Source organism: Nocardiopsis gilva YIM 90087 (genome assembly GCF_002263495.1).
GTDB classification, from domain to species: domain Bacteria; phylum Actinomycetota; class Actinomycetes; order Streptosporangiales; family Streptosporangiaceae; genus Nocardiopsis_C; species Nocardiopsis_C gilva.
Genome location: NZ_CP022753.1, coordinates 6116156 through 6142152 on the forward strand (window position 1 = coordinate 6116156; position 25997 = coordinate 6142152).

The 25997-nt window shown below is 67.6% G+C and carries 34 protein-coding genes, 4 tRNA genes and 1 pseudogene; 19 read left to right on the forward strand and 20 right to left on the reverse strand.

What is annotated here, in order from left to right:
• The first annotated feature begins 160 nt into the window (after nucleotides 1–160).
• On the forward strand, nucleotides 161–1339 hold the full coding sequence (locus CDO52_RS26825; RefSeq protein ID WP_017618340.1) for a low temperature requirement protein A: 1179 nt from the start codon (nucleotides 161–163) through the stop codon (nucleotides 1337–1339).
• A 220-nt stretch (nucleotides 1340–1559) separates the two neighbouring features.
• On the opposite strand, the gene CDO52_RS27905 is transcribed toward CDO52_RS26825, so the two are convergent.
• From CDO52_RS27905 to CDO52_RS26840, 4 genes are all read right to left on the reverse strand, one after another.
• Nucleotides 1560–1627: transfer RNA gene (locus tag CDO52_RS27905), tRNA-Ser, on the reverse strand.
• A 147-nt stretch (nucleotides 1628–1774) separates the two neighbouring features.
• The gene (locus tag CDO52_RS26830) at nucleotides 1775–2929 is read right to left on the reverse strand and encodes a hypothetical protein (RefSeq protein ID WP_017618339.1); all 1155 of its coding nucleotides are present in this window, start codon (nucleotides 2927–2929) and stop codon (nucleotides 1775–1777) included.
• Nucleotides 2930–3206: 277 nt separating this feature from the next.
• Nucleotides 3207–3326 (reverse strand): helix-turn-helix domain-containing protein, encoded by a 120-nt coding sequence (locus tag CDO52_RS29640; RefSeq protein WP_083919822.1) that lies wholly within the window; start codon nucleotides 3324–3326, stop codon nucleotides 3207–3209.
• Nucleotides 3327–3509: 183 nt separating this feature from the next.
• Complete coding sequence (locus CDO52_RS26840; RefSeq protein WP_017618338.1) at nucleotides 3510–3737, reverse strand: hypothetical protein; 228 nt, start codon at nucleotides 3735–3737, stop codon at nucleotides 3510–3512.
• A 426-nt stretch (nucleotides 3738–4163) separates the two neighbouring features.
• Between CDO52_RS26840 and CDO52_RS26845 the strand changes: the two genes are divergently transcribed.
• The 4 genes and pseudogenes from CDO52_RS26845 to CDO52_RS28400 all read left to right on the forward strand — a co-directional run bounded on the left by CDO52_RS26845 (nucleotide 4164) and on the right by CDO52_RS28400 (nucleotide 7392).
• The gene (locus CDO52_RS26845; protein WP_017618337.1) at nucleotides 4164–4802 is read left to right on the forward strand and encodes an MBL fold metallo-hydrolase; all 639 of its coding nucleotides are present in this window, start codon (nucleotides 4164–4166) and stop codon (nucleotides 4800–4802) included.
• A 417-nt stretch (nucleotides 4803–5219) separates the two neighbouring features.
• Nucleotides 5220–5996 carry an alpha/beta fold hydrolase gene (locus tag CDO52_RS26850; RefSeq protein ID WP_017618336.1) on the forward strand — a complete coding sequence of 259 codons (777 nt, stop codon included), beginning with the start codon at nucleotides 5220–5222 and terminating at the stop codon, nucleotides 5994–5996.
• Nucleotides 5997–6339: 343 nt separating this feature from the next.
• A pseudogene (locus CDO52_RS29645) lies at nucleotides 6340–6477 on the forward strand (IS630 family transposase); the annotation flags it as partial.
• A gap of 714 nt (nucleotides 6478–7191) precedes the next feature.
• A complete protein-coding gene (locus CDO52_RS28400; RefSeq protein ID WP_198345799.1) occupies nucleotides 7192–7392 on the forward strand; it encodes a hypothetical protein in 201 nt (66 codons plus the stop codon).
• A gap of 406 nt (nucleotides 7393–7798) precedes the next feature.
• On the opposite strand, the gene CDO52_RS26865 is transcribed toward CDO52_RS28400, so the two are convergent.
• The 4 genes from CDO52_RS26865 to CDO52_RS26880 all read right to left on the reverse strand — a co-directional run bounded on the left by CDO52_RS26865 (nucleotide 7799) and on the right by CDO52_RS26880 (nucleotide 9961).
• A tRNA-Phe gene (locus tag CDO52_RS26865) sits at nucleotides 7799–7872 on the reverse strand.
• A gap of 32 nt (nucleotides 7873–7904) precedes the next feature.
• A tRNA-Asp gene (locus tag CDO52_RS26870) sits at nucleotides 7905–7979 on the reverse strand.
• A 115-nt stretch (nucleotides 7980–8094) separates the two neighbouring features.
• Nucleotides 8095–8167 (reverse strand) — tRNA-Glu (locus CDO52_RS26875).
• A 192-nt stretch (nucleotides 8168–8359) separates the two neighbouring features.
• Nucleotides 8360–9961: a metallophosphoesterase family protein gene (locus CDO52_RS26880; RefSeq protein ID WP_394340773.1), complete on the reverse strand. Its 1602-nt coding sequence runs from the start codon at nucleotides 9959–9961 to the stop codon at nucleotides 8360–8362.
• Between the two features lie 91 nt (nucleotides 9962–10052).
• Here CDO52_RS26880 and CDO52_RS26885 point away from each other — a divergent pair, with 91 nt between their 5' ends.
• Both CDO52_RS26885 and CDO52_RS26890 read left to right on the forward strand, forming a co-directional pair.
• Nucleotides 10053–10397, forward strand: a complete 345-nt coding sequence (locus CDO52_RS26885) for a metallopeptidase family protein (protein WP_017619367.1) — start codon at nucleotides 10053–10055, stop codon at nucleotides 10395–10397.
• A 334-nt stretch (nucleotides 10398–10731) separates the two neighbouring features.
• Complete coding sequence (locus tag CDO52_RS26890; RefSeq protein ID WP_094932889.1) at nucleotides 10732–12123, forward strand: MFS transporter; 1392 nt, start codon at nucleotides 10732–10734, stop codon at nucleotides 12121–12123.
• A 5-nt stretch (nucleotides 12124–12128) separates the two neighbouring features.
• Here the strand turns inward: CDO52_RS26890 and CDO52_RS26895 are convergent, their stop codons facing one another.
• Complete coding sequence (locus CDO52_RS26895) at nucleotides 12129–12389, reverse strand: PspC domain-containing protein (RefSeq protein ID WP_017619369.1); 261 nt, start codon at nucleotides 12387–12389, stop codon at nucleotides 12129–12131.
• A 699-nt stretch (nucleotides 12390–13088) separates the two neighbouring features.
• Between CDO52_RS26895 and CDO52_RS28405 the strand changes: the two genes are divergently transcribed.
• Both CDO52_RS28405 and CDO52_RS26900 read left to right on the forward strand, forming a co-directional pair.
• Nucleotides 13089–13415, forward strand: a complete 327-nt coding sequence (locus CDO52_RS28405) for a hypothetical protein (protein ID WP_198345800.1) — start codon at nucleotides 13089–13091, stop codon at nucleotides 13413–13415.
• The gene (locus tag CDO52_RS26900; protein ID WP_198345801.1) at nucleotides 13400–14245 is read left to right on the forward strand and encodes a methyltransferase domain-containing protein; all 846 of its coding nucleotides are present in this window, start codon (nucleotides 13400–13402) and stop codon (nucleotides 14243–14245) included. The genes CDO52_RS28405 and CDO52_RS26900 overlap by 16 nt, the downstream gene beginning before the upstream one ends.
• Before the next feature lie 107 nt (nucleotides 14246–14352).
• On the opposite strand, the gene CDO52_RS26905 is transcribed toward CDO52_RS26900, so the two are convergent.
• Together CDO52_RS26905 and CDO52_RS26910 are read right to left on the reverse strand one after the other, a co-directional pair.
• Nucleotides 14353–14547: a DUF397 domain-containing protein gene (locus CDO52_RS26905; protein ID WP_017619371.1), complete on the reverse strand. Its 195-nt coding sequence runs from the start codon at nucleotides 14545–14547 to the stop codon at nucleotides 14353–14355.
• Nucleotides 14544–15422 (reverse strand): helix-turn-helix domain-containing protein, encoded by an 879-nt coding sequence (locus CDO52_RS26910; protein ID WP_269769162.1) that lies wholly within the window; start codon nucleotides 15420–15422, stop codon nucleotides 14544–14546. The genes CDO52_RS26905 and CDO52_RS26910 overlap by 4 nt, the downstream gene beginning before the upstream one ends.
• Before the next feature lie 291 nt (nucleotides 15423–15713).
• Here CDO52_RS26910 and CDO52_RS27910 point away from each other — a divergent pair, with 291 nt between their 5' ends.
• The 9 genes from CDO52_RS27910 (at nucleotide 15714) to CDO52_RS29010 (ending at nucleotide 20603) form a co-directional block, all read left to right on the forward strand.
• Nucleotides 15714–16103 (forward strand): hypothetical protein, encoded by a 390-nt coding sequence (locus tag CDO52_RS27910; protein WP_152471663.1) that lies wholly within the window; start codon nucleotides 15714–15716, stop codon nucleotides 16101–16103.
• Nucleotides 16100–16369, forward strand: coding sequence for a hypothetical protein (locus tag CDO52_RS26920; protein ID WP_017619374.1), 270 nt, complete (start codon nucleotides 16100–16102; stop codon nucleotides 16367–16369). Before CDO52_RS27910 ends, CDO52_RS26920 begins: the two co-directional genes overlap by 4 nt.
• On the forward strand, nucleotides 16366–16767 hold the full coding sequence (locus CDO52_RS26925; RefSeq protein ID WP_152471665.1) for a hypothetical protein: 402 nt from the start codon (nucleotides 16366–16368) through the stop codon (nucleotides 16765–16767). Before CDO52_RS26920 ends, CDO52_RS26925 begins: the two co-directional genes overlap by 4 nt.
• Before the next feature lie 239 nt (nucleotides 16768–17006).
• Nucleotides 17007–17288, forward strand: a complete 282-nt coding sequence (locus CDO52_RS26930; RefSeq protein ID WP_017619376.1) for a hypothetical protein — start codon at nucleotides 17007–17009, stop codon at nucleotides 17286–17288.
• 310 nt (nucleotides 17289–17598) lie between these two features.
• On the forward strand, nucleotides 17599–18576 hold the full coding sequence (locus CDO52_RS26935; protein ID WP_198345802.1) for a radical SAM protein: 978 nt from the start codon (nucleotides 17599–17601) through the stop codon (nucleotides 18574–18576).
• Entirely contained in the window at nucleotides 18576–18719 is a 144-nt protein-coding gene (locus CDO52_RS28410; RefSeq protein WP_198345803.1) for a hypothetical protein, read from the forward strand. Before CDO52_RS26935 ends, CDO52_RS28410 begins: the two co-directional genes overlap by 1 nt.
• The gene (locus CDO52_RS29185) at nucleotides 18716–18847 is read left to right on the forward strand and encodes a hypothetical protein (RefSeq protein WP_017619378.1); all 132 of its coding nucleotides are present in this window, start codon (nucleotides 18716–18718) and stop codon (nucleotides 18845–18847) included. The genes CDO52_RS28410 and CDO52_RS29185 overlap by 4 nt, the downstream gene beginning before the upstream one ends.
• Before the next feature lie 75 nt (nucleotides 18848–18922).
• Nucleotides 18923–19789 (forward strand): GNAT family N-acetyltransferase, encoded by an 867-nt coding sequence (locus CDO52_RS26940; RefSeq protein WP_017619379.1) that lies wholly within the window; start codon nucleotides 18923–18925, stop codon nucleotides 19787–19789.
• Between the two features lie 13 nt (nucleotides 19790–19802).
• Nucleotides 19803–20603 carry a protein kinase family protein gene (locus tag CDO52_RS29010; RefSeq protein ID WP_026125922.1) on the forward strand — a complete coding sequence of 267 codons (801 nt, stop codon included), beginning with the start codon at nucleotides 19803–19805 and terminating at the stop codon, nucleotides 20601–20603.
• Between the two features lie 172 nt (nucleotides 20604–20775).
• On the opposite strand, the gene CDO52_RS26950 is transcribed toward CDO52_RS29010, so the two are convergent.
• The 7 genes from CDO52_RS26950 to CDO52_RS26970 form a co-directional block, all read right to left on the reverse strand.
• On the reverse strand, nucleotides 20776–20967 hold the full coding sequence (locus tag CDO52_RS26950) for a hypothetical protein (protein WP_017619381.1): 192 nt from the start codon (nucleotides 20965–20967) through the stop codon (nucleotides 20776–20778).
• A 13-nt stretch (nucleotides 20968–20980) separates the two neighbouring features.
• Nucleotides 20981–21139 (reverse strand): hypothetical protein, encoded by a 159-nt coding sequence (locus tag CDO52_RS27915; RefSeq protein ID WP_017619382.1) that lies wholly within the window; start codon nucleotides 21137–21139, stop codon nucleotides 20981–20983.
• Nucleotides 21136–21909 (reverse strand): peptidoglycan recognition protein family protein, encoded by a 774-nt coding sequence (locus tag CDO52_RS26955; protein WP_017619383.1) that lies wholly within the window; start codon nucleotides 21907–21909, stop codon nucleotides 21136–21138. Before CDO52_RS26955 ends, CDO52_RS27915 begins: the two co-directional genes overlap by 4 nt.
• Nucleotides 21910–21983: 74 nt before the next feature.
• Entirely contained in the window at nucleotides 21984–22220 is a 237-nt protein-coding gene (locus CDO52_RS26960) for a hypothetical protein (RefSeq protein WP_017619384.1), read from the reverse strand.
• A gap of 174 nt (nucleotides 22221–22394) precedes the next feature.
• The gene (locus CDO52_RS27920) at nucleotides 22395–22544 is read right to left on the reverse strand and encodes a hypothetical protein (protein WP_157745721.1); all 150 of its coding nucleotides are present in this window, start codon (nucleotides 22542–22544) and stop codon (nucleotides 22395–22397) included.
• A 326-nt stretch (nucleotides 22545–22870) separates the two neighbouring features.
• A complete protein-coding gene (locus tag CDO52_RS26965; protein WP_094932776.1) occupies nucleotides 22871–23347 on the reverse strand; it encodes a hypothetical protein in 477 nt (158 codons plus the stop codon).
• A 293-nt stretch (nucleotides 23348–23640) separates the two neighbouring features.
• Nucleotides 23641–23841 carry a hypothetical protein gene (locus CDO52_RS26970; RefSeq protein WP_094932777.1) on the reverse strand — a complete coding sequence of 67 codons (201 nt, stop codon included), beginning with the start codon at nucleotides 23839–23841 and terminating at the stop codon, nucleotides 23641–23643.
• Between the two features lie 283 nt (nucleotides 23842–24124).
• Here CDO52_RS26970 and CDO52_RS26975 point away from each other — a divergent pair, with 283 nt between their 5' ends.
• Nucleotides 24125–24403 carry a hypothetical protein gene (locus CDO52_RS26975; protein ID WP_157745723.1) on the forward strand — a complete coding sequence of 93 codons (279 nt, stop codon included), beginning with the start codon at nucleotides 24125–24127 and terminating at the stop codon, nucleotides 24401–24403.
• Nucleotides 24404–25020: 617 nt separating this feature from the next.
• Here the strand turns inward: CDO52_RS26975 and CDO52_RS26980 are convergent.
• Together CDO52_RS26980 and CDO52_RS27925 are read right to left on the reverse strand one after the other, a co-directional pair.
• Nucleotides 25021–25236 carry a hypothetical protein gene (locus tag CDO52_RS26980; protein WP_094932779.1) on the reverse strand — a complete coding sequence of 72 codons (216 nt, stop codon included), beginning with the start codon at nucleotides 25234–25236 and terminating at the stop codon, nucleotides 25021–25023.
• Between the two features lie 436 nt (nucleotides 25237–25672).
• Entirely contained in the window at nucleotides 25673–25915 is a 243-nt protein-coding gene (locus tag CDO52_RS27925; protein WP_157745725.1) for a hypothetical protein, read from the reverse strand.
• Nucleotides 25916–25997: the final 82 nt, after the last annotated feature.

The window sequence follows — 25997 nt, forward strand, 5'->3', positions numbered from 1 at the left end:
GGCCAGAGAATTCACCGTCTTCGTCTTCGCGGCACTAGCGAGACAAGGAGCAACCCAGCGGCTACCGGTCGTTCCATCGGACCGATGCGCATGGGCGGTCCCCAGGGCGGGTGAGTGTCATGCTCACCTGTGAGGCGTGTGCGCTGTTACCTTGCCGATCATGAGCATCGGTGTGGGCAGCGTCCCAGTCCTCCGTCCGCGCAAGAAGGGGGAGGTCCCCGAGGTGGGGGCCATTGAGCTCTTCTTCGATCTGGTCTACGTGTTCACGGTGGTGCAGATATCGCACTTCCTCCTCGGCCACCTGACCTTGATCGGCATCGCGCAGAGCGCGGTGCTGTTCCTCGCGGTCTGGTGGGGGTGGAACTACACCGCGTGGGCGATGAACTGGATCAACCCGCAGAGCGTCGCCGTGCGCCTGCTGACCGCCCTGCTGATGCTCTGCGGACTCGGGATGGCGATCGCGCTCCCCCACGCATTCACCGACGAGGGCCCGCTGTTCGCGCTGTCCTACGTGGTCCTCCAGCTCGTGCGCAGCTCCTTCATGGTGTGGGCCTGCCGGGGCTCGGTGCTGTCCCGCAACTACGCGCACCTGCTGTCCTGGAGCGCGGTGGCCAGCGTCGTCTGGGTCATTGGTGCATTCGCTCCGGAGGAGATGCGGCTGCCCCTGTGGGTGCTCGCGCTGCTGATCGACTACGCGGCCCCGCTGCTGAACTTCTACATCCCGGGCCGCGGCGGCACACCCATGAGTACCTGGCCGCTGCACCGCGAGCACCTGGCCGAGCGCAACCGGCTGGTGTTCATCATCGCCCTGGGCGAATCCATCCTGATCATGGGCTTCACGCTGGAGGAGGTCGAGCTCACCGCACCGGTCGTCATGGCGACACTGCTCGGCTTCGCGGGCCTGGTACTGCTCTGGTGGAACTACTTCGGCCTGCGGATCGAAGAGGAAGTCGAGCAGGACCCCGAGGGCGAGCGGCAGACCGCCATCGCCCGCTCGGCGTTCGCCTACGCCCACGCGGTGATGATCGCCGGGGCGATCGTGGTGGCGGTCTCCATCGAGCAGGTCACCTTCCACCCCACGGGCCACACCGAGACCCCCGTGGCCTGGTGCCTGGTCGGCGGCCCGATCCTCTACCTCCTGGGCAACCTGCTGTACATCCACGCGATCGCAGGCGTCGTCGCCCTGTCGCGGATCGTGGTGATCGCCGTGCTCGCGGCCCTCGGCATCGCCGCTGTCACAACCCACGCCTTCCCCCCGCTGGTCCTGGCCGGGGCAGTGACCCTGTGCATGCTCGCCCTCGCCCTCTTCGGCTCCCGCATCGGCGCGCGCCGCTCCTGACGGGTTCAGCTTGGAGAACGGCGAGCGTCCACGAGTGCCGCCAGGCGCGAGCCGACCTGCCGTCGCTCCCGCCGACCACTGAGACCTCAGGAAATTCGCGACTAGGCCAGAATGATGTGGCCGCAGATTCCACCACACGCCACCGACAACCGACGCACAAAAAACTGCCCCGTGACCTGAAATCCCAGATTACGGGGCAGCTTTCATGCTTAAGAAGGTTTGGCCAGGAGCGGGGTCGAACCGCCAACCTTCCGCTTTTCAGGCGGCCTGAACTCCCTCAACTTACCCCGTTGACCTGCATAAACACGAGAACCAATCACAATCAGAAGAAACTTGGTCGTGTATTTGCCGCACAGGCATGAATCGGGGCCGCAAGCGGGTCTGCCCCACCCCGTAACTGCAGTCAGCGCGGCTGTGATTCTCGGAACCTGCGTCTCAGTCAAACACGTGGGGCCGAACCGGAGCGATGTACTCGGCGACGCCGAAATTGTGATGGACGGTTTCCGGCGGTTCGTCGGTGGACGGATCGATATGGGCCGAAGGTGGACACGTGGCCTCAGAGCGGACAGTCGCCTCTGCAACGACTGAGCCGGTCGCGACCTCGTACAGCGTGACCGGCTCGGCGATCACTTCCAAACTCGCCATGAACTGCGTTCCCTCCTTGAGATTGTGCGAGCCATGGCTGACGATGTAGGGGCACGCGGTCTCGGTCATGGTCGTCTCGCGCTCGACGCTATCGGCACATGCGACGAGTTGGATATCCCCGGGATCGGCCTCCCCTGGCCACCATTCGCTGGACAGCTCCTCATGCCACGAGGCAGGGTGCAATCTGTCGTCCCAGCCGTCCTTTGTGCTGCCACGGCGGAAGATCTGTGTGGGATGCGGGCCGTCGCCCGTGTAGCGGGCAGCGTTGGCGAAGTGCTCACCCTCGCAGACCCGACTCAGGTCGGTATCCGGTCCCAGCACGCTCAGTTCGGCCTCGTCGGCGGGCACCGTCGGCTTGAAGTCCACGCGCTGGACCACCGTTTTCAAGAACTCGGCGCCATCGACCTCCTCCGGTGCCAGCAGCACCAGGTCCACGTCCCAGTTGCCCAGCCGGACGACGAGGCGGCTGGCGAGTCGACGGCTGCGCTGCGGCGTCTCATCGACATAGGCATCCAGTCCATGAAAGAACTCTTTCCTCCACGAGCCCGATGCTCGCGGCCATTTGTCGTCCTTGGCCAGATCGAAGATGTGCTCCATGCGGACTGTGAGGCTCAGCGGTTCGACGCTGTTGGCGTCGTCCCCCGCGGCGGAGAGCTGCCACTCCTGCTCCAGAAGCCCACCGGGTTCTGAGGGGCCGTCCTCACCGTCGACCAGCTCCCATTCTTCTGGCAGGGAGAAAGTCACGGTGGAATCGAGTTGCGGCAGCTCGCCCTCGACCCAAGGCGGGGACTCAACGACGTCCGGGAGTTCGATCTGCGGGGCAGCGTTCTGTTCGACGCTAGCCGTGCACGCCACGCAGCCGAACACTGCGGTGACCCCTGCCACGGCGGAATGGAGGCTGCGGATCCGGGGGCGGTTCGGAGGTTTGACCACCTGATCGCTCACCTGGGAAGGTTACCGACGCCGTTCGCCCCGTGTCCGGCGAAACGTCAACCTCACACGCTGACCAGACCGAATACCGACTACTCGATCACCGGCCTCCTACAGGTACAAAGCGGGAGCACAGTCGCACAACGCGGCCCCGGCGCTCCTCGCCGACGTGAACTGAAGGTACCGATCTTGATATTGAAGATCACGCTGCCCGCTGCAGGGGGCGGAGAGAAGGCCACCGAGGCGTGAAGCTCGTTCCTGCGATCCGTTCCAGCTGCTTGGGGTCAATCAGTCAGACGCAGCGGTAGCGGGTTGACACGAGGCCACGTTTACGCCAGCCACGCAGGATTCGCTCTACAGTCTCTCGCGACGTTCCTATCCAGGTAGCAAGCTCGACTTGAGTGACCGACAACTCTGCTTCGGCAAGTCCTTTCCTATCAGGGGGCGCACCGTGAGCAGTGCCTTTGCCAGGCGCTGATTAGCCCCAAGTTGTGTGACCTCACGGATTCGCGTCTCGGCCTCGGCAGCCCGCTCCTCAAGATCTTGCCCCTAGCGAAGCAGAGGGCGCTGGAATCGAGAATGCGTCCTTGCGCCATCAGGCCGATGATTCGAGGCTAAAGGCACGGTATGCGTCTGCCAGAGCTTCGTCAGAGATTTCCCAGGAGTCGATCCAGGCCAGGAGCTCCTCGCGCGGGGCGCTTCCCCACTGCTCGGCACCCAGCAGCGCCTCGACGTCCTCCACTGCGGTCAGCGCGCGTTCCGCAGCCGCTTCGGAGAGCTCACCGGCCGCCAGGCGCCGACCGAGTTCTTCGCGTGCGTCCATATCCGGCGGTGTAAACGACGCCTTCAGTCTGGCGCTGAGTGCTCTCAAGAATGGAAGAGTTGATCCGGATCTGCACTGTGGAACACTCGCTGCCCCCTTCCCTGACAGCGCCTCCACGACCCCAACCGCAGCTCATAATGCTTCCCGACTTGGCTCACGAATCGTGACCTGGCCGGACTGCGCGTCGCTGACCTGTTTTTTCGTGGGAGAGGTCGGCGCAATTGGGGCGCTAAGCAGCCAGCAGAGCCTCGACCTTAGTTCGCTGGCGAGGTCGTCGTGCTGGGGTCCTCCGCCGCGCCGCTGTGGACCGACGAGGCGGTTGCTGCGGTGCAACCCACCGCCATGCCGATCCGCGTTAGGACTTGACCTCAACTTAACTAGAAATTCTAGCCTCGTCTCTGCCAGGATCACCAGGAGGGTAGCGCCATGAAACAGATCCAGCCTGATCTTTGGGAGACCGAGCCGGAGTTCCCGGCTCCGGGATTGAGCACCCACGCCTATCTGTGGACCGCAACCGGTGGCAACGTGTTGTTCTATAACACGACACTGGAGCACGAGATCGACGCCATGGCCCAACTCGGCGGTGTCGCTCGCCAGTACCTGAGCCACCAGGACGAGATCGCGCCGTCGCTGCGCACCATCAAGCAGCGGTTCGACTCGACGCTGCACTGCAGCGCGGTCGAGGCGGACCTCGTCGCGAAGACCTGCCCCGTCGACGGTGGGTTCGACGAGCGTCGTGTGGAGCTGGACGGGTTCGAGGTGATCCCCACGCCGGGGCACACACCGGGCAGCGCGAGCTTTCTGGTTCCTTCCGCGCACGGCTTGACGTATCTGTTTACAGGTGACTCCATCCTGCGCGATGCGGAGGGCACGTGGATCGCCGGCTATATTCCTGGTTTCAGTGACCGCGACGCTCTCGTCGCCAGCCTGTCCGGCCTCGCCGACCTCGCTCCGGACATCGTGATCTCCAGCGGGTTCCTCGGTGATACGGGAGTCACCGAACTCGGCGATCGGGCCTGGGCCGACTGTGTGGATGAAGCGCTGCACTCGTTGACGGAAAGCTGAGGTCACCACCGGGAACGGCCTCCTCGCTAGCACTGCCGAGGGGACGCCGAACATCCGCGCCCCGACCTGCGCTATCGTCCGCCGACCCCGCCCCGGGCCTTCCCGGAGGCGACCACATCGCAATCGGCCAGGACCTCGATCGTTCGAACGTCCCGAGAGGAGTGCCCAGCGTGGAAGCCATAGGCCCGGGTGAGCCTCGTCTTGCTTAACTTCGCGGAGAACTGAGCGGACTGCGGCGTGGGTGGCCGAGCCGGGCTCTCCACGTCGGAAGCGCGTACTTGTCACACCCGCCGGTTATAACCGCCCGTGGAGCACCGCCCACCACAAACTGTGGGGCAGATGCGCGTTCGATTTCGCTCGTGGAGCTGGATCGATGGCTTCATCGCGCATCTGTCCACTGGATCGAAGGGAACCGCCATGGGCGCATACGTACAGCTAGGCAACGTCCGCACCTGGTACGACGAGCGGGGCGAGGGTGAGCCGCTGGTGCTGCTGCATGGGGGCGTCGTCGATGCCCGGTTCTTCGACCAGAACATCGGCCCGCTGGTGGAACGGTTCCACGTCTACGCCGTCGACCTGCGGGGACACGGCCACACCGGCGATGTCGAGGGACCGTTCACCTACGACGCCCTCGCACAGGACACGATCGAGTTCATCGAGCAGGTCGTCGACGGCCCGGCCCATCTCGTGGGCCACAGCGTCGGTGCCGCGGTGTCGATGTTCGTGACCCTGCGCCGATCCGATCTGGTGCGCAAGCTGGTGATGGTGAGCGGCGGCTTCCACCACAGCGCCGAGGTCGGCGCTGGCGACGGCGGGGAGATCGATGTCGAGCCCGTGGTGGCCGCGTTCGGGGCGTCCTATGGGGAGGTGTCGCCGGACGGGGAGGAGCACTACCCGGTCGTGGTGCGCAAGGTGCTGGAGATGGGCGGCCGTGAGCCGGAGTTGAAGGCGTCCGACCTGGGCGGCATCACCAACCGGACCTTGGTGATGAGCGCCGACGACGACATCGTCACCCTCGAACACATGCTGGAAATGTACCGGGCCATCCCCAACTCCGAGCTGGCGATCGTTCCCGGAACGTCCCACTTCCTCCTGCAGGAGAAGGCAGAGGCCTGCAACGCTGTCATCATCGACTTTCTCGCCAACGCCCCCGTGCCCACCGTGGCTCCCGTCCGTCGTGTCCCCGCGTCGTGAGACCGGGGGGCCGTTCTGGGGCATGTCGCTGTGACCACGGCCGATAGTGCCGGGATGACCGCGCAGTCCGCGACAACCCCGATATAAGCGATATGAGAACGCCTACGACCAAGAGTCTTGTTGGAGCGCAGCGAGTCCGCGTTCAAGTGTCCTGCCTCCTGGAGGCAGGACACCAAGGCCAGACGGCAGCATCGTCAGGCGATCGACCGCTCGTTGGTTGCGCCCCTGCTGACCAGGTGAGCCCTGATCCGGATTCTGGCCTGCACGGACTTACTGATCTTTAAGGGGGGATGTCACCTTCGAGATAGATGACATCCCCCAGGCCAGGGCGCATACCTGAAGCATGAGGTATGCGCAGGGCGGAGGACTGACCGCCCAGGGGCGAGCACGCCGCGAGCAGGTCCGGCTCGAGGCCGCCCGGCGGTTCGGCCAGGGCGCCAGCCGCGCCGAGGTCGCCCGCGAGCTGCGCGTCACCCCCACCACCGCGAGCCGCTGGTACAAGGCCTGGAAGAACGGCGGCAGCGCCGCGCTGGCCTCCAAAGGCCCGCTGCCCGGCCCCGCCTCGACGATGGGCAGACCCAGCGGCTGGAACTCGAACTGGGCCGCGGCCCCTGGCCCACGGGTGGGCCGACCAGCGCTGGACCCTGGCCCGTATCCGCGACCTCATCCGCCGACTCTTCGACATCGACTACACCGTCCCGGGCGTCTGGTACCTGATGGACCGGCTGGGCTGGTCGGCCCAGAAACCCGCCCGCCAGGCCATCGAGCGCGACCCACGGCGGTGGAGGTCTGGAAGAAGGACGTCGGGCCGAGCGCAAACAGACCGCGGCGGCCCAGGGCGCCGGGATCGTCTTCGAAGGCGAATCCGGGCACAACCTGAGGCCGCCCATCGCGCGCACCTGGTCACCGCGCGGCAAGACCCCGCTGATCACCGTCAAGCACTCCAACTCCGGACGCACCGCGGTGATGGGCCTGGTGGCCTACCGCCCCGGCCACCGGCCGCGGATGATGTTTCGCACCCGCGACCAGACCCGCCCGAACTCCGCAGGCCCACCCGCCGGGGATTCGACTGGACCGACTACCGCGGCCTGCTCACAGCGGCGCACACGGCACTGGACGCGCCCATCGTTGTGGTCTGGGACAACCTCAACTCCCGCAAGAGCGGCGCGATGCGCCACTTCATCGAGGCCGCGCCGTGGCTGACGGTGCACCACCTGCCGGCCTATGCCCCGACCTCAACCCGGTGGAGGGCCTGTGGTCGCTGGTCAAACGCGGGGAGCTGGCCAACCTGGCGGTGACCGGTATCGATCACCTCGCCCGGACGGTCCGACGATCCCTGCGCCGCCTGCAGCACCGCCCGAGGTTCTCGACGGCCTGCTCGCGCACACCGGCCTGAAGCTCATCGAACAGACCGCATGTGACATCACGCTTTAAAGATCATTAGTCGCAGAGGGCGGATTCGGCACGACATCCAGGAAAATGAAACAAGAAGAAGCCCGGTCCATCACGCTCGTGATGGACCGGGCTTCCTGCAGGTGTTCCGTTTTCTCGAGAGAGTCGAATCACCGGCGTCCGAGGCCGACCTGCCACGATGGGGCATGGTTGCCCCTACGGCACTGAGGCTCAGTCTGGTACGCCGTCGATGATGCCGCGGGTGACCGGTCTCCCAGCAAGCTGAAAACATGGCCGTGTATTGGTCGTAGATACCCGCCGAAAGCCACCGGACGCCATCGACGCACTAAAAAGGCCCCCGTGACCTGGATTCTCAGTTCACGGGGGCCTTTTTCATGCTTATGGAGGTGTGGCCAGGGGCGGGGTCGAACCGCCGACCTTCCGCTTTTCAGGCGGACGCTCGTACCAACTGAGCTACCTGGCCCCAATGCAACACACCAACCTGCGGTGTGCGGGCGGTCCTGACGGGATTTGAACCCGCGGCCTCCACCTTGACAGGGTGGCGAGCACTCCTAACTGCTCCACAGGACCTTGCGTATTCTTTTGTCGGCACTCGGCGCCGCACTCGATTGTACCGGGTGCTCTGCCTTGCGCTGTCCGCGTCATCATTCTGCCAGACGTCCGGCAGTGGTCCGACCCGGATCAGTACCCCCAACCGGATTCGAACCGGCGTTACCGCCTTGAAAGGGCGGCGTCCTAGGCCACTAGACGATGGGGGCCTCGACGACGAACGAGTCGCCATTTCCCGCTTCGCCTGCCGTCGGGGACGGGTCAAGCATAGGGGAGATTTCCGTCCAGTGCCAAAGCGGTTTGCCGAGCCCCGCTCCGTCAGGTGGTTTCGGGGGTCGCGACAGCGCTGCGGGCGGGGATCCGGGACGGACGGGGCAGCGCCCCGCTCGCCGTTGGGCGTGTCATCCGGGGGAGCGTGTGGGAGAGCCGCTCTCCACCGACACCGTCGGTGTCGGAGATAAGGGCGGCGACGGGGACGGCGAGCGCGACGGACTCCTCCCAGACGCGGCCGGAGCGGGTGTGATCTGGCGGTCGGGATCCTGTTCGATGTTCCGCTCGATCTGGGCGGAGGTGAGACCGAGGCCGCCGAGCGTGACGTCGTCCCAGGCCTGAAGCCGCTGCGTCTCGGCGTCGAAGTAGAGCACTGACGCCTGGTACGGCGTGGGACGGTCAGGGCCTCCGGCGAGGTTGCGTAGGCCGGCGCCGCCCGTCGACCCCTGCACAAGGAAGCGCGTACCGGTCTCCCTCACCTCGGTCCAGCGGTTGTGTCCGTGGCCGGAGAGGACCAGCGGCACGACGCCGCTGAAGCCCTCGCCCTGCAGTGGGTCGTGCAGGACCGCGACATCCACCGGCGGGTCCGCGTCCTTGATCGACGCGGCCTGCTCGGCGCCGATGGCGGCGACCTCGTCGGTGTCCGGGTTGTCGCGCGCCTTGTCGGGGGTGAAGCGGGGGTCGCCGGCGCCGTAGAAGACGATGCCGCCGACCTCGGCGACTTCGTCGTCCAGGACCACCGCGTTGGGCTGGGCCGCCACCGCCCGCTGGGTGCCCATGGAGTCGTGGTTGCCGCGGACCCAGACGTAAGGCACGTCCAGCTTGGCGATCTCGTCGGCGAACCCGTCCTCGGCCGCGCTGCCGCGGTCGGTGAAGTCGCCGGAGTCGACGATGATGTCGATCCGGAACTGCTCCCGCAGCGAGCTGATGACGTTCCAGGCGGCCGGGTTCAGGTGGAGATCGGCGACATGCAGCACGCGGATCGTCGTCCCGTCGTCCTCGAAGACCGGCAGCGTGGAGGTCGCCTCGTAGAGCATCGAGACGTTGCCGACGAGGCCCGCGAGCTGCTTCCGGTACTCGGAGAACCGGTTGACGACATCCGCCGCGTTGCCCACCACGTTCGGGGCGCCGACGAGCAGCCCGGTGTAGCGGGGCTCGGAGACGGCGGCGGGGTTGAATGTGGCGGCGGCCATACCGGCGGCCGCAGCGAAGGTGACCAGCGCGGTCAGTGCGCTGCCGAGAGCCCGGCGCCAGTCGCGGAACAGCACGAGGGCGGTGAGGGCCGCCCCCAGGACGGCGGCCGCGGCGGCGCGGGTGAGCAGAAGCACGACGCCGTGCTGGACCTCGGACCCGATGGTCTGGGCCATGCGGTCGATGGCGGCGGGGTTCCGGAACACCTCTTGGGCGGCGGCCGGGCGGATCTCGGTGATCGCCGCCTCGAAGCGCAAGGGTGCGGAGTGGGTGTCGAAGGCGAGCTTCCCCAGTGGAGCCACGTCTAGGACGGTCTCGCCGCGTCCCGGACTGACGCTGAGATTCACGTCGGCCGGACCGATGGGCGTCATCACCTGGCCACCCAGTGCGAGCCCGAGCCACCCGCCGAGGAGACCCGCCGCGATCACGCCCGCGATGCGGGCGGCGAGCCCCGTGCGCAGTCGGATGACCCGGCCCGCCAGGGAACGCAGCCGTTCGGGGGCCAGGGCGGAGGTAAGGGCGGATCCCAGCCGTGAGGACACCCCTCCATGATTGCCGGTGCGTCGCGGCTCAACAACGTTCCTGGCCCCGCGTCGGCGCACCAGTGGTGGGCGATAGCGGACAATCGGTGACGTGGTTGAACTCACCCGGACGCGATTCGAGGAGCTCGTCAGCGACGCGCTCGACACCATTCCGCCCGAGCTGACCCGAATGATGGACAACGTCGTCATCACGGTCAGTGAGGATCCGCCGGACCCCGGACTGCTGGGCCTGTACGTGGGGATCCCGCTGACCGAGCGCGGGGAGGGCTACGCGGGCGCCCTGCCGGACCAGATCTTCATCTACTGGCGGGAGATCTGCGCCTGCTGCGACACCGAGGATCAGGTCGTGGACGAGGTCCGGATCACCGTGATCCATGAGATCGCGCACCACTTCGGGATCGGGGACCAGCGGCTGCACGACCTGGGCTGGGGGTGACATTGGCCTGGGGCGCGCACACCCACAGTGATGACGGCGGCGACCACGGCGGCCGCGACGGGCGCTCGGCGCGTGCCCCGCGGACGCACCGCGACGGCACACGAACGCCCCCGAGAAGCGCGCCGCAAAGTCGCCACGTATGCCTACCAGCGCCAACAGATCCATCACAGATTCTCGAAAACGACTTGCGGAACCCACACGGAATCAGGGACGGTAGGTCATCAGATAACAACCGAGAGTGACGCCGGTGCGAACCAGGTGAGGGAGCCGCCGGGTGGGTAATCCGCGTACGGACAGCCGCAAGATCGACATCCCTCCGCAGGACCGCAAAGACATGACAACCACCCGCCGGAGCGCCTCCACAGGGGGCGGGGCCGGGGCGCCGCCATCCGGTCAGGGACCGTCAGGCCAGGAATCGAGCAGCGGCGACTGGCGGCGCGGCTACCGCGACGTCGTCCGCGTCGGCGAGTTCCGGGCGCTGTGGGTGGCCCACGCGCTGTCGATGACCGGCAGCTACCTGCTCAACATCGCTGTGGCGCTGCTCGTCTACCACCAGACGTCCTCGGCGCTGGCCGCGGGCATCACGATGGCGCTGACGTTCCTGCCGCAGATCATCGGCGGACCGCTGCTCTCGGGGCTGGCCGACCTCTTCCCGCGGCGCAGGGTGATCGTGATCAGCGACCTCACGCGGGCCGTGCTGGTGGCCGGGATCGGCATTCCGGGACTGCCGGTGTGGGCGATCTGGGTGCTGGTGTTCTGCTCCACGTTGCCGATGGTGCCGTTCGGCGCGGCCCGGGCTGCGCTGATGGCCGAGATCGTGCAGGGGGAGCGCTACGTCGCCGGGTCGGCGATCATCAACATCACCACCCAGGTGGGCACGCTGGCGGGGCTGGTGCTCGGCGGCGGGGTCGTCGCGGCGGTCGGACCGAACTCGGCCGTGATGTTCAACGGACTGACGTTCGTGGCGTCGGCCGCGATCATCCGGTTCGGTGTGCGCTACCGACCTGCCCCGCGCGACGAGCGGGAGGAGCGCCCCTCACTGTGGCGGGTGACGCGGGAGGGCACACGGGTCGTCTTCGGCGACGCCCGCCTGCGCACGCTCGGCCTGTTCGCCTGGCTGGCGGGGTTCTACGCCATCCCCTACGGGTTGGCGGGCCCACTGGCCGACGAGGTCGGCGGCGGAGCGATGGCGGCGGGCCTGCTGATGGCGGGACCGTCCATGGGGGCGATCATCGGCGGGTTCGTCCTGACGCGACTGATCAACCCGGAATCGAGGATGCGCCTGATCGGCCCACTGGCCGTGGCGGCGTCGGTTCCTCTGCTGGCCTGGGCACTGCACCCGCCGCTGTGGGTGATGGTCGGCCTGCTGATGCTCTCGGGGATGACGGCCTCCTACCAGTTCGTGGCCAACGCCGCGTTCGTCCTCTGCGCCCCGTCCAAGGGCCGGGGGCTGGCGTTCGGCCTGGTGGCGGCCGGCCTACAGGCGGTCCAGGGCATCGGCATCGCCCTGGCCAGCCTGCTCGTCGAGGTCACCGGACTCCATGTCGTCATCACGGTGGCCGGCGGCCTCGGTGTGGCGGGTGCCCTGCTCCTGGCATCGCCCTGGTCCCGCCTCTCCTCCGAGGCCATCGCCCTGATGCACACGCCCCCAGACGCTGACGCCCCCGACGGAGACCAGGCTCCCGGACCAGGACCGGGGACGGGCAGGGGGACGCGCCCGCAGTGACCACATCACAGGTTGCTCTGCTTCCCCTGGAAGTTCCGGATGATGTGCTCCAGAACCGAGGTGTCCTTACCCTCCTCGGGCATGACCAGCCACGCGATGATGTACAGGAGGATGCCGCTGGCACCCAGGAGGGTGAAGACCGCGAACGCCAGCCGCACGAGATTCGCGTCGACACCGACGAACGCCCCGATCCCACCGCAGACACCGGTCAGGATCCTCTTGTCACGACTCCGCCGAAGGCTTTTCTTACCGAAGTTCTCGCTCATACCTCCAGCCTGCCCGTTCCCCCGCCTCAAGCCCATCGGGAAGTCCCCTGGCGGGCCCCTGACTCCACCCTGAGCGCCCCTACCGGCCTCACCCCGGCCAGCTCCCGAACCCGTCCCGGCACAGCACGACAGACGGCCTCGCGCCCGCTGCGGCCCAAGGTCCCCACAGGCCCCCCCACCACCGCCACATACGGGACTGCGTTCCGCATCCGGGCGCAAAACCCGTTAGTCTTAGCACGCATGGTGTGGCACCGTACCTACGACGGAAGCACGCATCGGGGCCATTAGCTCAATTGGCAGAGCAGCGGACTTTTAATCGGGCGTCTCTTCACCGTCGTGCAACACACGGCCGAACAGCTGAAACGCCAGAATAGCCGGAACCGTCGTGCAACCGATCCTCTGCTGTCAAAACTGGCCCGATCCGGCCACCCTTCACGTTCCGGACTTTTATCCCAGAACCCTCCCCCTGCGTCCTCCGCCTCTGCTTGGCCGCCTCCGGCCCTTCCCAGTGACGCACGGCGATCGCCGGGTTACGTTCCCAGTGGACGCGTCCGCGAGCATGGGAGGTAGCGATGGGGCATCGCAAAGGCGGCTCGGAAGATCGGGGCGACGGCCCAGCCTGGAGAAAGACGGCAAGGAGGGCTCGGGACACGGCAATCAGGACTATCCTGACCAGTCCGGCGATGGCCAGGAACAGAAATGACTGACTTCGACGATGGTCCTGACCGGCTCGCCGACCTCCTCGTCGAGGCCGGTGCTCTGACGGATCCCGCGTGGGAAGCGGCGGTACGGGCGGTGCCACGACACGCCTTCCTTCCCGAAACGGTCTGGGTGCGCGACGACGATCCGCCCTGGCGCAGCCCCTACGGGCCGGACACACCGGAGTGGAGAGATGCCGCCTACGCGGACTATGCGCTCGTCACCCAGGTCGACGACGGTGAGTCGCTCGGTTCCGATGGGCGGGGATGTACCCGACCAGCTCGGCCAGCCAGCCGAGTCTCGTCGTTCGCATGCTCCAGGCCCTGAACGTGACTGGCGGGGAGACCGCGCTCGAGATCGGAACGGCGACCGGATATAACTGTGCACTCTTGTGTCGACGTCTGGGCGATAAGGCTGTGACTTCGGTCGAGGTCGACGCTGCCCTAGCCCAGCAGGCGCGAGAGAAGCTGTCGGCCGCCGGGTATGAGCCGCGGCTCGTCGTCAGCGACGGCGCCGTCCCAGTCGAGGGCGGCCCCTTCGACCGCATCCTGGCCACGGTAGCCGCGAAGTCGATCCCCGCCGCATGGATCACCCAGCTCGCGCCGGACGGCATGCTCGTGACCCCTTGGGGTAGCGATCACGCCGGGCACTGGCTCGTCCGACTGACGGCGGACGGAACTGGGGCCGCACACGGCCGCATCCTCGACGAGGCGCCGTTCATGTGGCTGCGCTCTCAGAGGTCCCACTTCGGCACCTGGCGCGATCACGTTGACGTCGACGCTCCGATGCAGGCGGGGCGAACGAAGCTGGACCCGCGCGCGGCACTGGGAGCCGACGGGTCTGGCCGGGCGATCGTCATCGGCACGCTGGTGCCGGACCTCTATCAGCGTGTCATCCGTGAGGGTGACGAGTTCACGGTATGGGTCTACGACGCGGCCGGGTCCTGGGCGGCTGCCGACTACGTGCCGGGGGCGTCTGAATGGGTGCAGAGCCGGTACGGGCCGCGGGACATCTGGGCAGAGATCGAAGCCGCATACGCGGTGTGGGAGTCGGCGGGCCGGCCGGAGGGTGACCGGATCGGCCTCACCGTGACTGCCGACGAGCACCGGCTATGGGTCGATGCCCCGTCGCGAGTCATCGGTGAAGGACTTCCGTAGTCGAATGGGAGTTGCGGCGATATGCTCGCCTCAGCCCATTGGGTTGTTTCAGGTATGCGTCGGCCCCCGGTCTTCGGCCGGGGGCCGCGTGTATGTGAACCAGGGCGCTACATGCTGCCCGCCTTGACGTCATCAATAAAGGCGCGCCACTCGGCCGTGGCGAACAAGAGGTGACCATGGTGTGGTTGCTTCGAGTCGCGCACAGCGGCGCCGTTCTGAGTGGCGGCGACCTCCACGCAGTTAGCGCTGTTGGCGCTGTAGCTGCTCTTGTGGAACAGCAGACGCGGGTTGGTCTCGCTCATTGGGGATCATCACTCTCTTGGGTCAGTAGCTGTCTAATGAAGCCGACCGACTCTGACGCGCGGAGGGCCGCGGCCTGCACGTGCCCGAAGATCGTCACGTACTGGGCGACGCCTTCGCCCTCGCTGATCACATGCCCGGTCGCGGTCTCGGTGTACACGATCGAGGGGTCAATTTCTGCCGGAAAGTCCATGATGACAAACGGGCCGGTCGTCGCAGCATGAGGACCAGCGCTGAACGGTAGCACCTGTAGGTCTATGTTGTGCCTGGTGGCCATGTTCAGCAGGTGCTGAAGCTGGTCGCGCATGACGCCGGGTTCCCGCACACGCCTTCGAAGGGCTGCCTCGTCGATCACTGCCGAGAAGTGCGGCGGTCTGTGCCGGTTGAGGATCTGCTGTCGTTCGAGTCGCGCTGAGACGTGGCGCTCGACGACGTCGTCCGGATGTGCCTGCCCGCCACGAAAGACCGCTTCGGTGTACTCAGCAGTCTGCAATAGCCCAGGGATCACGAGGGCTTCATAGGCGCGGATCATCGACGCCTCTACCTCGAAGTCGGGCAAGACGTTGTCACCGAAGACGTCCTTGTACTCCGACCACCAGCCGCGTTCGCGTGCCTGGCGGGCAAGCGCGTGAAGTGCCTCGCGAGCCTCACGGTCCTTGATCCCGTAGAGATCGCACAGATGATCGATGTCTTCAGGCTTGATGAATCGGGTCTTGCCGTCCTCGATGCGACTCAGCTTCGGCCCTGACCAGCCGAGAGCCCTCGCGGCGTCGCCAATCTGGTTGTAGTTGGCGTTCAGGCGTGCGCGCCGCATCTCGGCAGCGAGTCGTCTTAGCCGCACAGTCGGGCTGTGGACGGTACGAGGGCGAGTCGGCATGCCCACAGTCTAGGGCGATCTCGGTCTATGAATCTTTCACAGAACCCCTTGCGATTCTGTTGATTGCATATCAGCATGGCGATACCTGACAGCAACACACTGATGGGCTATCCCATGAAATCTACAAGCAAGATCAGGCGTGCGGGTTACGTCTTCTTCCCTCTGCTCATCCCTCTAGCGGCTTTGCTGCTGCGGCTCACTGGTCAGCCGCCGTCTCCGGCTGGTCGGCACGCGGCCACTGGCCGCACTCCCGAGACGGCCGAATCGTCCGCGTCCGCACGGCGTCGCCGGGTGGACGATGAACGGGCTCCGCGGCGCCCGTCGACCCGTTCGCGCCCATACACGGCGGACGTACCTGCCACTGCCGCACTAGTTCCACGGCCGGGCCGGATCCCGGACCGCGACGCGTTCTATGAGCTGGCCGAGCTGTCCCCACACGCCGGGCGGTGGAGCTTCACCTACGATCACCGCGGGGTGCTGGCGCCCTATGTCGCGCGGAACCGCGTCGAGCCCGGCGTCGTGATCGCTGCGGCCACAGTCGGCGATCTCGGCGCGGTGCTCGACAGCATCACCGCCCCGGCATGGCCGCGCCCTTACACGCCCACCTCCGAGCAGCAGAGCGCCGCCGCAGCCGAGCGTGCCGACCTCGACCAGCTCGTCCGGGCGGGGGTGGCCCAGTGACCACCGTCCCGCGCTCCTACTACCGGGCGGAGCCCACCCCTGCCGACGAGCGGCGGCTCCGCGCCGCCTACGGCATGGTGCGGCAGGCCGACAGCATCCTCGTCGACATCGTCGACCACCTGCGCGACCCCGACCTGATCAACCCCGACACCGGTGACCACCCCCTCACCCCGTCGGGCCGTCGGCTGATGGCGGTGTGGGGTGAGGTCAAGGAGCTGGCCCGCCGCCTCGAAGGCGCCATAGACGACGAGGAGGCGACCCGGTGAACCCCTCCCACCTCGCCTGGAGCGGGCTCGACGGCCCTCCACACTGCGCTCAGCGTCGCCCCGGCTACCAGTCGGCCGCGCCCGGCGTCGCATGGCTCCCGTGTGCCCGACCCGCCGCCCACGCCGGGCCTCACATGGACGTCACCGGCGCGTCGTGGGCGACGACCATCGACGTCGTTGAACTCGACCCCGACGAGATGAACATCGTCGACTCAGCCGACGGGCGCCACGTGCACATCATGTTGGGCGACGCTCGGATCACCGTGCCGACCACCGGACCCGGCGCCGACCGTGCGGCCGAGGCCATGTGGCGGCTGTCCGACCTGTCGCATGAGGCGGCGCACCGGGCCGCGTGGCGGGTAGCGGACCGCGCCACCCGACGGCGGCCCTCTGGCTAGATGCTGCCGCCCGGTACCCGGTGTTCCCTCCCGGGGCCGGGCGGCCACCAGACGCCGGGGTGCCTGACACTCCCCGCCCCGGCACCGGGGCGGGCCGCCACGTCAGAGGGGTGATCAGCGGCCCGCCCCACCCTGCCGCCCGAGGCGTTGACCGGGGCCCTCGGGCGGCTCCATCGTGGTCGCGCCCCGGCCGCGGGACGGGGCGCGACCCTTCCCGCACAGCTCAGAGAGGCCAAACCATGACGGACGTCTTCACGCTCTCCCCGATGCTGATCGCCGTCTATGTCGGGGTGGGCATGGTGGATATGTACCTGCTGCATCGGAAAATCCTGGCGGCTGACCTCGAACGAGATGGAATCTGTGGCGACTGCCGCGCTATCGGGCGGCGCCACCAGGAGCAGGCGATGGCGCTCGAGATGGCGCCGCCGAGTGTGCAGGCGGCGACGATCCTCGTCAGCAGTGTGAGGTGGCCACGGCGGATCTTCGCACGGTTCTTCGTCCACTCGTGTCTACGGCAGTGAGCGTCGTGCATGGCGTGAGGGTGTGCACCCACCCGGATAGCCCCGGGCAGATGCCCGACCGCACTTCCTCTTCGTCGAGGGGATATGGAGGCCGATCGCCCCCGTGTACCTGGCGTTCGCGTCCTGGGCGCACGGGGCACCACAACCAGCATTACGACCCATCGGAAGGAATACGCATGACGATCCCGTTGAGATCCCCGCCCCACAGCCGCGGTTTGTGTGGATGGAGATCACCGGCAGTCGCCAACTGCCACAGAGCAGCAGCCCCTTCTAATTGGGCGCCCACCGCCTGACCCGAGATGAGGACCCGATGCACGAACTGATCGTCGCCCCGTTCCTCGACTCCTACCTCGTACTCCGTCCCGGCCGCGCCAACGGGATGAAGCTTCCGGCGCACCGGTACCTCGAACTTGCCGACGCCCCCGCAGGGAGCACAGTTCCGGGCTGGCTCGCCGCAGCAGCTGACCGCGCATTCGGCCTCGACTTGGCCGACCAGCCGCTCACCCCTACCGTCCTCATCCGCAAGCCCTCGCCCTACGGCTACGTCCGCGCCAGCTACGAACTCAACCTCGGCTGCAACTACGACTGCGAGCACTGCTACCTCGGCCTCAAACGCTTCGAGGGCCTGCCCTGGCCCCAGCGAGAAAGGCTGCTGCACATCATGCGGGACGCCGGCGTGGTGTGGGTTCAGCTCACCGGCGGCGAACCCCTCATCGACAAGCTGTTCCCCGACGTCTACCAGCTCGCCTACGAGCTCGGGATGATGATCAGCATCAGCTCGAACGGGTCCCGCCTTTCCAACCCGCACATCCTCGACCTGCTGACCAGCCGACGCCCCTACAGGCTCACCCTGTCGGTGTACGGGGCCACTGAGGACTCCTATGACGGCATGACGCGCCGCCGCGGCTCCTACCGCAAGTTCATCAAGGGCCTGGACGCCGCCGTCGAGGCCGATCTGCCCGTCCAGCTCAGCGTCGTAGTCAGCGAACGCAACGCCGACGAGGTCGACGCCATGGTCGACATGGCGACCTCACGCGGTATCAGCCACCACGTGTACGTGAACATGTCGCCGACGATCTACGGCGACGGATCGGTGCTGACGACGCAGTCGGCCGAGCACCTGCGTGAACGCAAGCCCTTCACCGGATGCAACGCGGGCCACACCTTCTTCCACGCCGACCCGCACGGCCGCGCCTCGATCTGCAAGATCGGCCGTGACGACGCCATCGACCTCATGTCCGAAGGCATTGAGGGCTCGCCCGTCTCGGCGAGGTTGCCGACCGCCTGATGCTGCGTACCGGCGGCTGCTCCGGCTGTGCCCTGTCGGGCTCCTGCACCGTGTGCCGACCGCTGGCCTCGCAGTACCAGCAGGCCAAAGCCCCTCTCAAGATGTACTGCCAGCACGGACGACGGGAGGAGGTGACCCCATGACCGCGGTGTTCGTCGAACTCCAGCCGCCCGCGCAGCGGACGGCGGAGATCGAGTTCGTCGACGACCTAGACGACGTACTCGAATCCGAGAAGTGCAGCTGCAACGCAGGGGACGATAACCCCTACTGATCAGGGACGATACCCCTGATCCGGGCCCTGGTGGTTCTGCCGCCGGGGCCCGTTTTGCATGGGTAGCATGTCGCCATGCGCGACCAGAGCGCCCCCGAGGGGCCCGTGTTCGGTGTCCCCTACGTGCCGACCCTCGGCCCCGTCCACCCCGACGCCATCACCCCCGGCCTGTGGGAGGAAGTCGTCGCCAACAGCGGCACCGGCCGGTTCCTCCCGCACGACCCGGCCGCCCGCTGGGGTGGCGCCAAGGACGGGCAGATCCTCACCGGGCACATCGAGGCCGCTTCCGGCCGGGTGATGGTGCCCACCCTCCTCGGCCGTGGGCACGGCCTGCTCACCGCCCACCACTACGGGCCGCTCGACGTCGACCAGGCGCTCGAAGACGCCGGAAAGCTCGCCGCCGACCAGGGCGCCGCCGAGGCCCGCATCTTCTGGCTCGCCCGTGAGCCACACCCCGAGGCAGGCCGCTGCCGCCGAATCCTCTTGAAGACCTTCCGCGACGTCGAACCGCCGCCGGAACCCGGCCGGGTCCTCACGTTGCACACCGCGTCCGCAGGTGTGCGGGGCACGTGGCCCGGATTCGCCGCGGCCATGGCGCACACGGGCTTCGCCGCGCTCGGCGACCGGATGCGCGCCGGAGGAACGGACGAGCCGGTCCTCGTCACCGTCGCCGAAGGGCGGATCGTCGGCGCGATCGGCCCCATGGCCACCCTGCCCGACCCCCTCGGCAGACTCCGGCTGCTGCCCCAGTACTTCGGGGTCCTGCCCGATCACCGCGGCACGGGTAACGGGCGTGCGCTGTGGCGCGCTGCGATGCACTGGGGCCGCCGCGCAGGGGCCGACTACCAGCTGTTGCAGACCGAGCTCGGCGGCGCCTCCGACCGGCTGTGCCGCTCCGAAGGGCTGAGCACGCTCGGCTTCGTCACCGTGATCACCGTCTGAAAGGGGCGCCTCTTTGGGAGTGCAGCGGCGGCAGTGGTCCGACCTGCCCGACGAAGCGCGTGCCGCTGTCGAGGCCTACACCGGCCCCGTGCTGAAAGCCGTGCCGACGGGCGGTGGGCTCAACTCTGGGCTCGCCTCGGTGCTACACGACGCCGACGGGGCGGTGTTCGTCAAAGGGCTTCCCGCCGACCATGCGCAGGCGTGGACGCAGGGCCGGGAGGCCGCCATCGCTCCACACGTCGCCGACGTCGCGCCCCGCATGCTGTGGCACGTCCGGGCCGGAGACTGGGACCTGATCGGTTATGAGCACATCGACGGTCGCCACGCCGACTACACGCCCGGTTCGCCGGACATGTCGCGGGTGGCCGAAGCCCTGGCGCTGCTCGGCAAGACCCCCTGCCCCGACGTTCCGGTGAAGACTGTGCACCGGTGGCAGGACTATGTGGACCGACCGGAGGACCTCAACCGGCTCGACGGCGTCGCGCTATTGCACACCGATCTCAACCCCACCAACATCCTGGTCCCAGGCGACGGACGGGCACTCCTCGTGGACTGGGCATGGCCGACCCGTGCGGCGGCGTGGATCGACCCGGCGTGCTGGGTGGTCTGGCTTGTCGCCGCTGGCCACACTCCGGCCGAAGCCGAGCGGCAGGCTGCGGCAATCCCGTCATGGAGCCAGGCCGACGCCGTGGCCCTCGACATGTTCGCCCGGGTCCAAGCGCGCCTTTGGGCTGAGATCGCCGACGACACTCCTGGCCGATGGGCCGAAGGTGTTGCTGAGGCGGCGGCGCAGTGGGAGAAGCACCGCACCTAGTGTCTTGACACGAAGCCGGACGGCGCCCCACGCCGTTGGGGGATGCTGTCGATGATCCCGCAGGCTCCAAACACGAAAAACGCCCCCTGCCGCCATCGGCGGCAGGGGGCGTGGTGCGTCCGGTCCTGGTCTTCCCCTACCTGGATCGAACGCGTGTACGAATAATATCAGGTCAGGACTCGTTGAGTTCGGGACGTGGGGTGTGCGGAGAGAAGTAGCCCACGACCGCGCCTAGGACGACGACAGCGGAAGCGGCGACCTCGGCGGGCACCTCGACACCGGCCAGACCGGCGGCGAATACGAGCACGGTTGCGAGCGCTCCAGCGAGCGTCGGACGGGCGACCTTGGCATCGACACGGGACATGAAGGGATTCCTTTCACTTGATATTCAGGGGGAGCACTGGCTCGGCCGCGCCGGTGCAGTAGACGAGGGCGTCGGAGGTCTGCCACACCAGGCAGGTAACGGCGACGCCGACGGCGAGTCCCGCGGCGAACACGACCAGCAGCGGGCGCCGTGGGCGGTGGTGGCCCGTCATGTGATGGGCGAGGTCCATGCGGCGCGCCATGTCTCGGGGCCAATCAAGCCGTCGATGGCAAGGTGCTTCTCGCGCTGGAACGCGAGCGCGACGGATCGGGTACGCGGCCCGTACAGGCCGTCGGCCGCGAGGCTCCATCCCCGGTCGCGCATGCGTCGCTGCCAGGTGCGTAGGTCGCTCCGGTGGCTGTAGTAGCCGGAGACCGAGGCGTTCGGGCCGGAGCGGGGGCCGAAATACCAGCCGGACCGCAATGGGAACCGCGGTGCCGTGGTTTCGCTGGTCGGTGGCGGGGTTGAACCGCCGGATCCGTTGACCGGCATCCCGGCGCGCACCCACCGGTAGAGCTGATCGCCGGGGCAATCGGTGCTGTTGACGTCTCGGTGACCGCGCATGGCCAGCGTGCGCCCCGCGCGCCGGTTGGCCTCGTCGTACAGCGCCCGGATGGTGCGCCTCGCGGCGGCGGTAGCGTCGCCGTCGTAGCCGATGAAACACACGCCGATCCCGCTCGTGTTGTGTCCCACAGCGTGGGCGCCCACCGTCAGCCATCCTCGCCCCTCGTAGGCGTGGCCCTGGGCGTCGACGAGGAAGTTGTAGCCGATGTCGGCCCACCCCTGTTTGCCCATGTGGTAGCGCTGGATGTCGCGGGGGGTCTGAGTCGTGGGGCCGTCGGCATAGTGCACAAAGAACTCAGTCCGTCGGTTCCACGTGGTCGTCACCCGGTTGCGGGGGGAGCGGGCTCCCCACGAAGCGCGGCTGATGATGTCGACCAATTGAGATTCCTCCTGATACGCGAAAACCCCGGCACACGAGCCGGGGCGGGAATGGTTCGGGGTTTGTGGGGCGGTCAGCCGAGAACGGCGGCGAGCACTGCGGCGACGGCGGCAATCAGCGCGGACACTGTGGAGACGGGCAGGGCGTGGCGCCACTTATCGACGGCATCCGCGCGGCGTTCTAGGTCGGCCACTCGCTTCTCCATCGCGGCGAGCTGCGTGGAGATCGTGGTGAGTTGCCCAGCCATAGATCGCACTTCGCCATAGACATCGGCCACGGTGATCACGGCGTAAGGCTTTTCATCGGTCACGCGGCGGCTCCACGTATCCGTCCGGCGGACCATCGGGCACCGGACTAGGGCCACGGGCGCTGTGACGCTGTCAGTCTTGATGTCCGGCTCGCCGGGAGGCTGGATCTCAAGGTTCTGGTGAGGGGCACCGGCCGCGGTAGCTGGAGGTGGAGCTTGGTCATCGGGACCCTTCTCCTATCCGGGGTAGATGGGTGTGGCGGCGGGGTCGGCGATGGGCTCCAAAGTCAGCCCCGCATCGGCCGGGGGTGATGGCCGATACATCGGCCGAACGTCGAGCGTCATGCGCACCTCGGGGCCGCGGCCGGTGACGCGGATGCCAAGCACACGGAACAGGCCATCGACACTGCTGCCCGTCGAATCCGTGAGGCGAACGACGTCGCCGAGCTGGATCCGCGGTCGGGAAGCACCTCGACGGAGCCGGTCAACGGAATCGGCTGCGCCGTCCACCTGAGGACTTGTTGGCCGATAGTGGACGCGTGGGCGAAGAACTGGACCCAGGAGAAGCGAGCTGTAGAGCTTGCTGCCCGTAGCGGTCGATGCTGCCCGAATCGGTCAGTACGGCAGGGGCACCGGTGCGCGTGGTGATGGGATGGCGGGCCAGGACGAGTGAAGGGTCTCCTCCGTTACTGGCGGTCTGGGTGTAGGCCGGGTTAACGCCCGGTTATGGAAGACCGCCGTGAGTGTCTCGTCGGAGTGGACGAGTTCGACTTCCACCGGCGCCAACTTCCCTCCTTCGTCAGGAACTTGACCCGCGATGCGTCAGGGGTGCCGCTGCCAGAGGTGCTGAAGGGCATGGGGCACGGCGTCATCCACCCCCGGCCGGTCGTGTCGAGGCTGACGCGGAGTGTGCCGCGTGGGGGGATTTCACGGACGGTGTCGTCGGTGTAGAAGTCCTCGGCGCTGAGGCTCTGGAACTCGTAGGCGGTTGGAGCGACCTCCACAATGTTGGCGATGCCGTCTATCTCTTCGGACGTGATGATCTGGGCGAGGTCCCGGGCCGCGGTGATAGTGAGATCGGGACGCGCCTGGGTGTCAGGGCTCATGTAGTCGCGGGCATGGATGCGGAAGACGCCGTCCTCGTCGAAGCCCATGTACAGCAGCTGGGCGTCGGCGATGTCCTTCAGCATGTCCCACCAGGTGCCAGAGACGTTGGGCGCGGCGCGCAGGCGGTAGTCGTGAACCGACGCGTCGGGCAGGATGTCAGCGGTCTTGGCCCAGGTGGTGGTGATGTCCTCGGTGCCGACGAGGCGGCGACGTCAACGCACTCCATCGGAGTTCGGCTGCTGGCGGTGATGGTGTGCAGCCACCCGAATACGGGGTATCCCGGTGTAGGTCGTGGGGTGGCGAATTGGCGGTCGGCCCGTGAGCCACGCCCGTACCTTCACGCCGTCGCTAAGTGTGGCGAAGGAGATTTCGAAGGTCACTTTGTGACGACCATGCGCATGGTATTCAGCGGGGATGCTCCAGGCCGACGAGCGCCGTTGACCTGTCCACGCAGGGTCCACACGGTGGGGTCGAAGACGCATTCGATGGTGGTGGGAGTGCCGGATTCGCCTGCGCGGAAGTCAAGTATGACGCTGCTGGCTTCGGTGTCGGTGCCGACGAGGACCCACCAGTCCACCAGGAGTGTGCCTGCTGGGTGATGACGCGGCGCTGCGGCGCCAGGTGATGGTGTACCCGTTCGCGCTGGTCGAGTGGGGACCGGCGGTCCATGGGGAAAGCCGCCGGTTGAACCCGGAGATGCCAGAGCGGGAGATCCTCATGCCGATGTTGGCGTCAACGCCGGTGTTCATCGAGGCGAAGAAGATCGACCCCGGTCGTTGCGGGGGCTGTTGTGGATGCCGTTCATCCGCAGCGCGTGGTCGATGCACCAGGCGGTGGAAACACCGATCAGGGTGGTGTCCATGACGGGCGGAGCCACGCCGGCCGCGCAGCAGCTCGGCGCCGTCCAACGCGGTGAGGGAGGCCGAGCCGCCGCGCGCGTCCGCAGTGATCCGGCGAACCCGACCACGGAAGACCTGGTCCTGCCCCTCGGTGAGCCCCCAGGAGATGACGGCGGACTGGCCGGGCGGGTGATGTCAGCGGTCGCGCGCGGCGACCAGGGCGAGTACCTCTGGGCCGCCGTCTGGGTGCCATCGCCGACGAGCGTGAGCTTGGCCTGGGCGGCGACGGCGCTGTCGTAAAGGCGACCTGTGCGGGAAGCCCGGTGTCATAGGAGCGGTCCACCTCCCACTCGGCGACCTCCTCGGAGATGTCCCGTCCGCCGAGGTGGGCGGCGATAGCGTAGTGGCGCTCTCCCGCCTGCAGGGCCTCGACGAGTGCAGCGCTACCGGGGCGCATGTGATCTCACCTCCACCAGTTCCAGGAGACGCTGCGGTAGGGCAGCGCGGGCGCGTCGGTGTAGGCCGTGATGGCATAGGTGGGGCAGCCGTCCCGAGCGCGATGTCAGGAGGCGGCGGGGCGTAGGTGAGCGCGGCGGGACCGATCAGGCGCAGCCCGGTGAACGCGTCGTCCAGAACGGCGCGGGGCGAGACGGTGACCGCTCCGGCCGGGGCGTCCGCTGAGACCGACTCGGCGCCCGCAGCGGCTTCGGCGTGGCCGACGAGGGTGCCGGAGCGGTCCAGGAAGGCCAGCCGGGCCGCGCGATCGCGTGGATGGAGGCGGTACCGAGGTCGCCGAGCGCCAGGTACACGGGCATCCTGGGACCAAGGGCCAGCCTGCCGAGCCGTGGTAGGAGTGGAGCCAGATCACCTCGTCGCCGGTTGCGCCGTCGCGGACGCAGGCGTAGCGGAGGAGTCGATCAGGCCGATGGCCACGGTGCCCGCACCTTCGACGGTGTACAGGTCACGGCGGCCTCGGTGCTGTTTGCCGCGGCCATAAGGCGTCCGCGTGACTGCTCGGTCGTCAGAAGATTACGGGCCGCCGGGTCGATCACTTCTACCGTGGTGTCGGTGTAGTGGGCGTTCAGCGCGACCTCCGCCACGACGTCGGCGGCGTCTGGTTCCAGGCGATCCACGACCAGGAGGTGCGGCGCGCGCCCAGCGGAGCGCGATGTGGTGAGGCGCCCTCCAGCGACTCGAACTCAGCGGCACCGAGGTCACGAGTGCGTTGCCACGTCACGGGGCGTCGTGGATGCGGAGGAGGGCGCCAGAGGCCCTATCCACAGGTCATCCACAGGCGCACCGGAAGCGGGCGGCAACGGTGGAGGTGGAGGCTCGGGTTCCGTCCAGGCGAGGTGATGCGGGTCGACTGGTCGCCGTCGTCGTCGTCCAGGTGGCGAGAAGTTCGCCGTCTTGTCGCCTGCGCTGCCGGTTGGGACCGGCGGATCCATAGCGCCTGGGCGTCGGCGTCGGTGGCGTCGATGTGGATCGGGTCGGCGACCAAGGCAGGTCGCCAGGGTCGGTCATAGGCGACGAACCGTCAGTGCCTGCGGTTCGGCGGAGTTCCACACGCTAGATGGGTGGGGTCCAGCGCCACGCCAATCCCGTCCCGTCAGGGTCAGGGTGATGTTGCTGGCGCGCCCGACGGCCGTCGGTGCTGATGGCGATGCACCGGTAGTCGGCCGCCGGGACGAAGGTGGCCTCCAGCAGTGACGAGGCACCTGTGTACTGGAGATGTAGCCCCGAGGGATTGCAGTGGTGTGGACTCCCGTCCCATCCCTGGCTCAGGTCCGGGTTGGTGAGCTGGATGTACACCGGTCACCTCCTGGCGAGCTGCCGGCACCGCGCTGGTGGCGCGTGCGATCTCTTGGCCGTCGACGGTCAGGACGACGTCGCG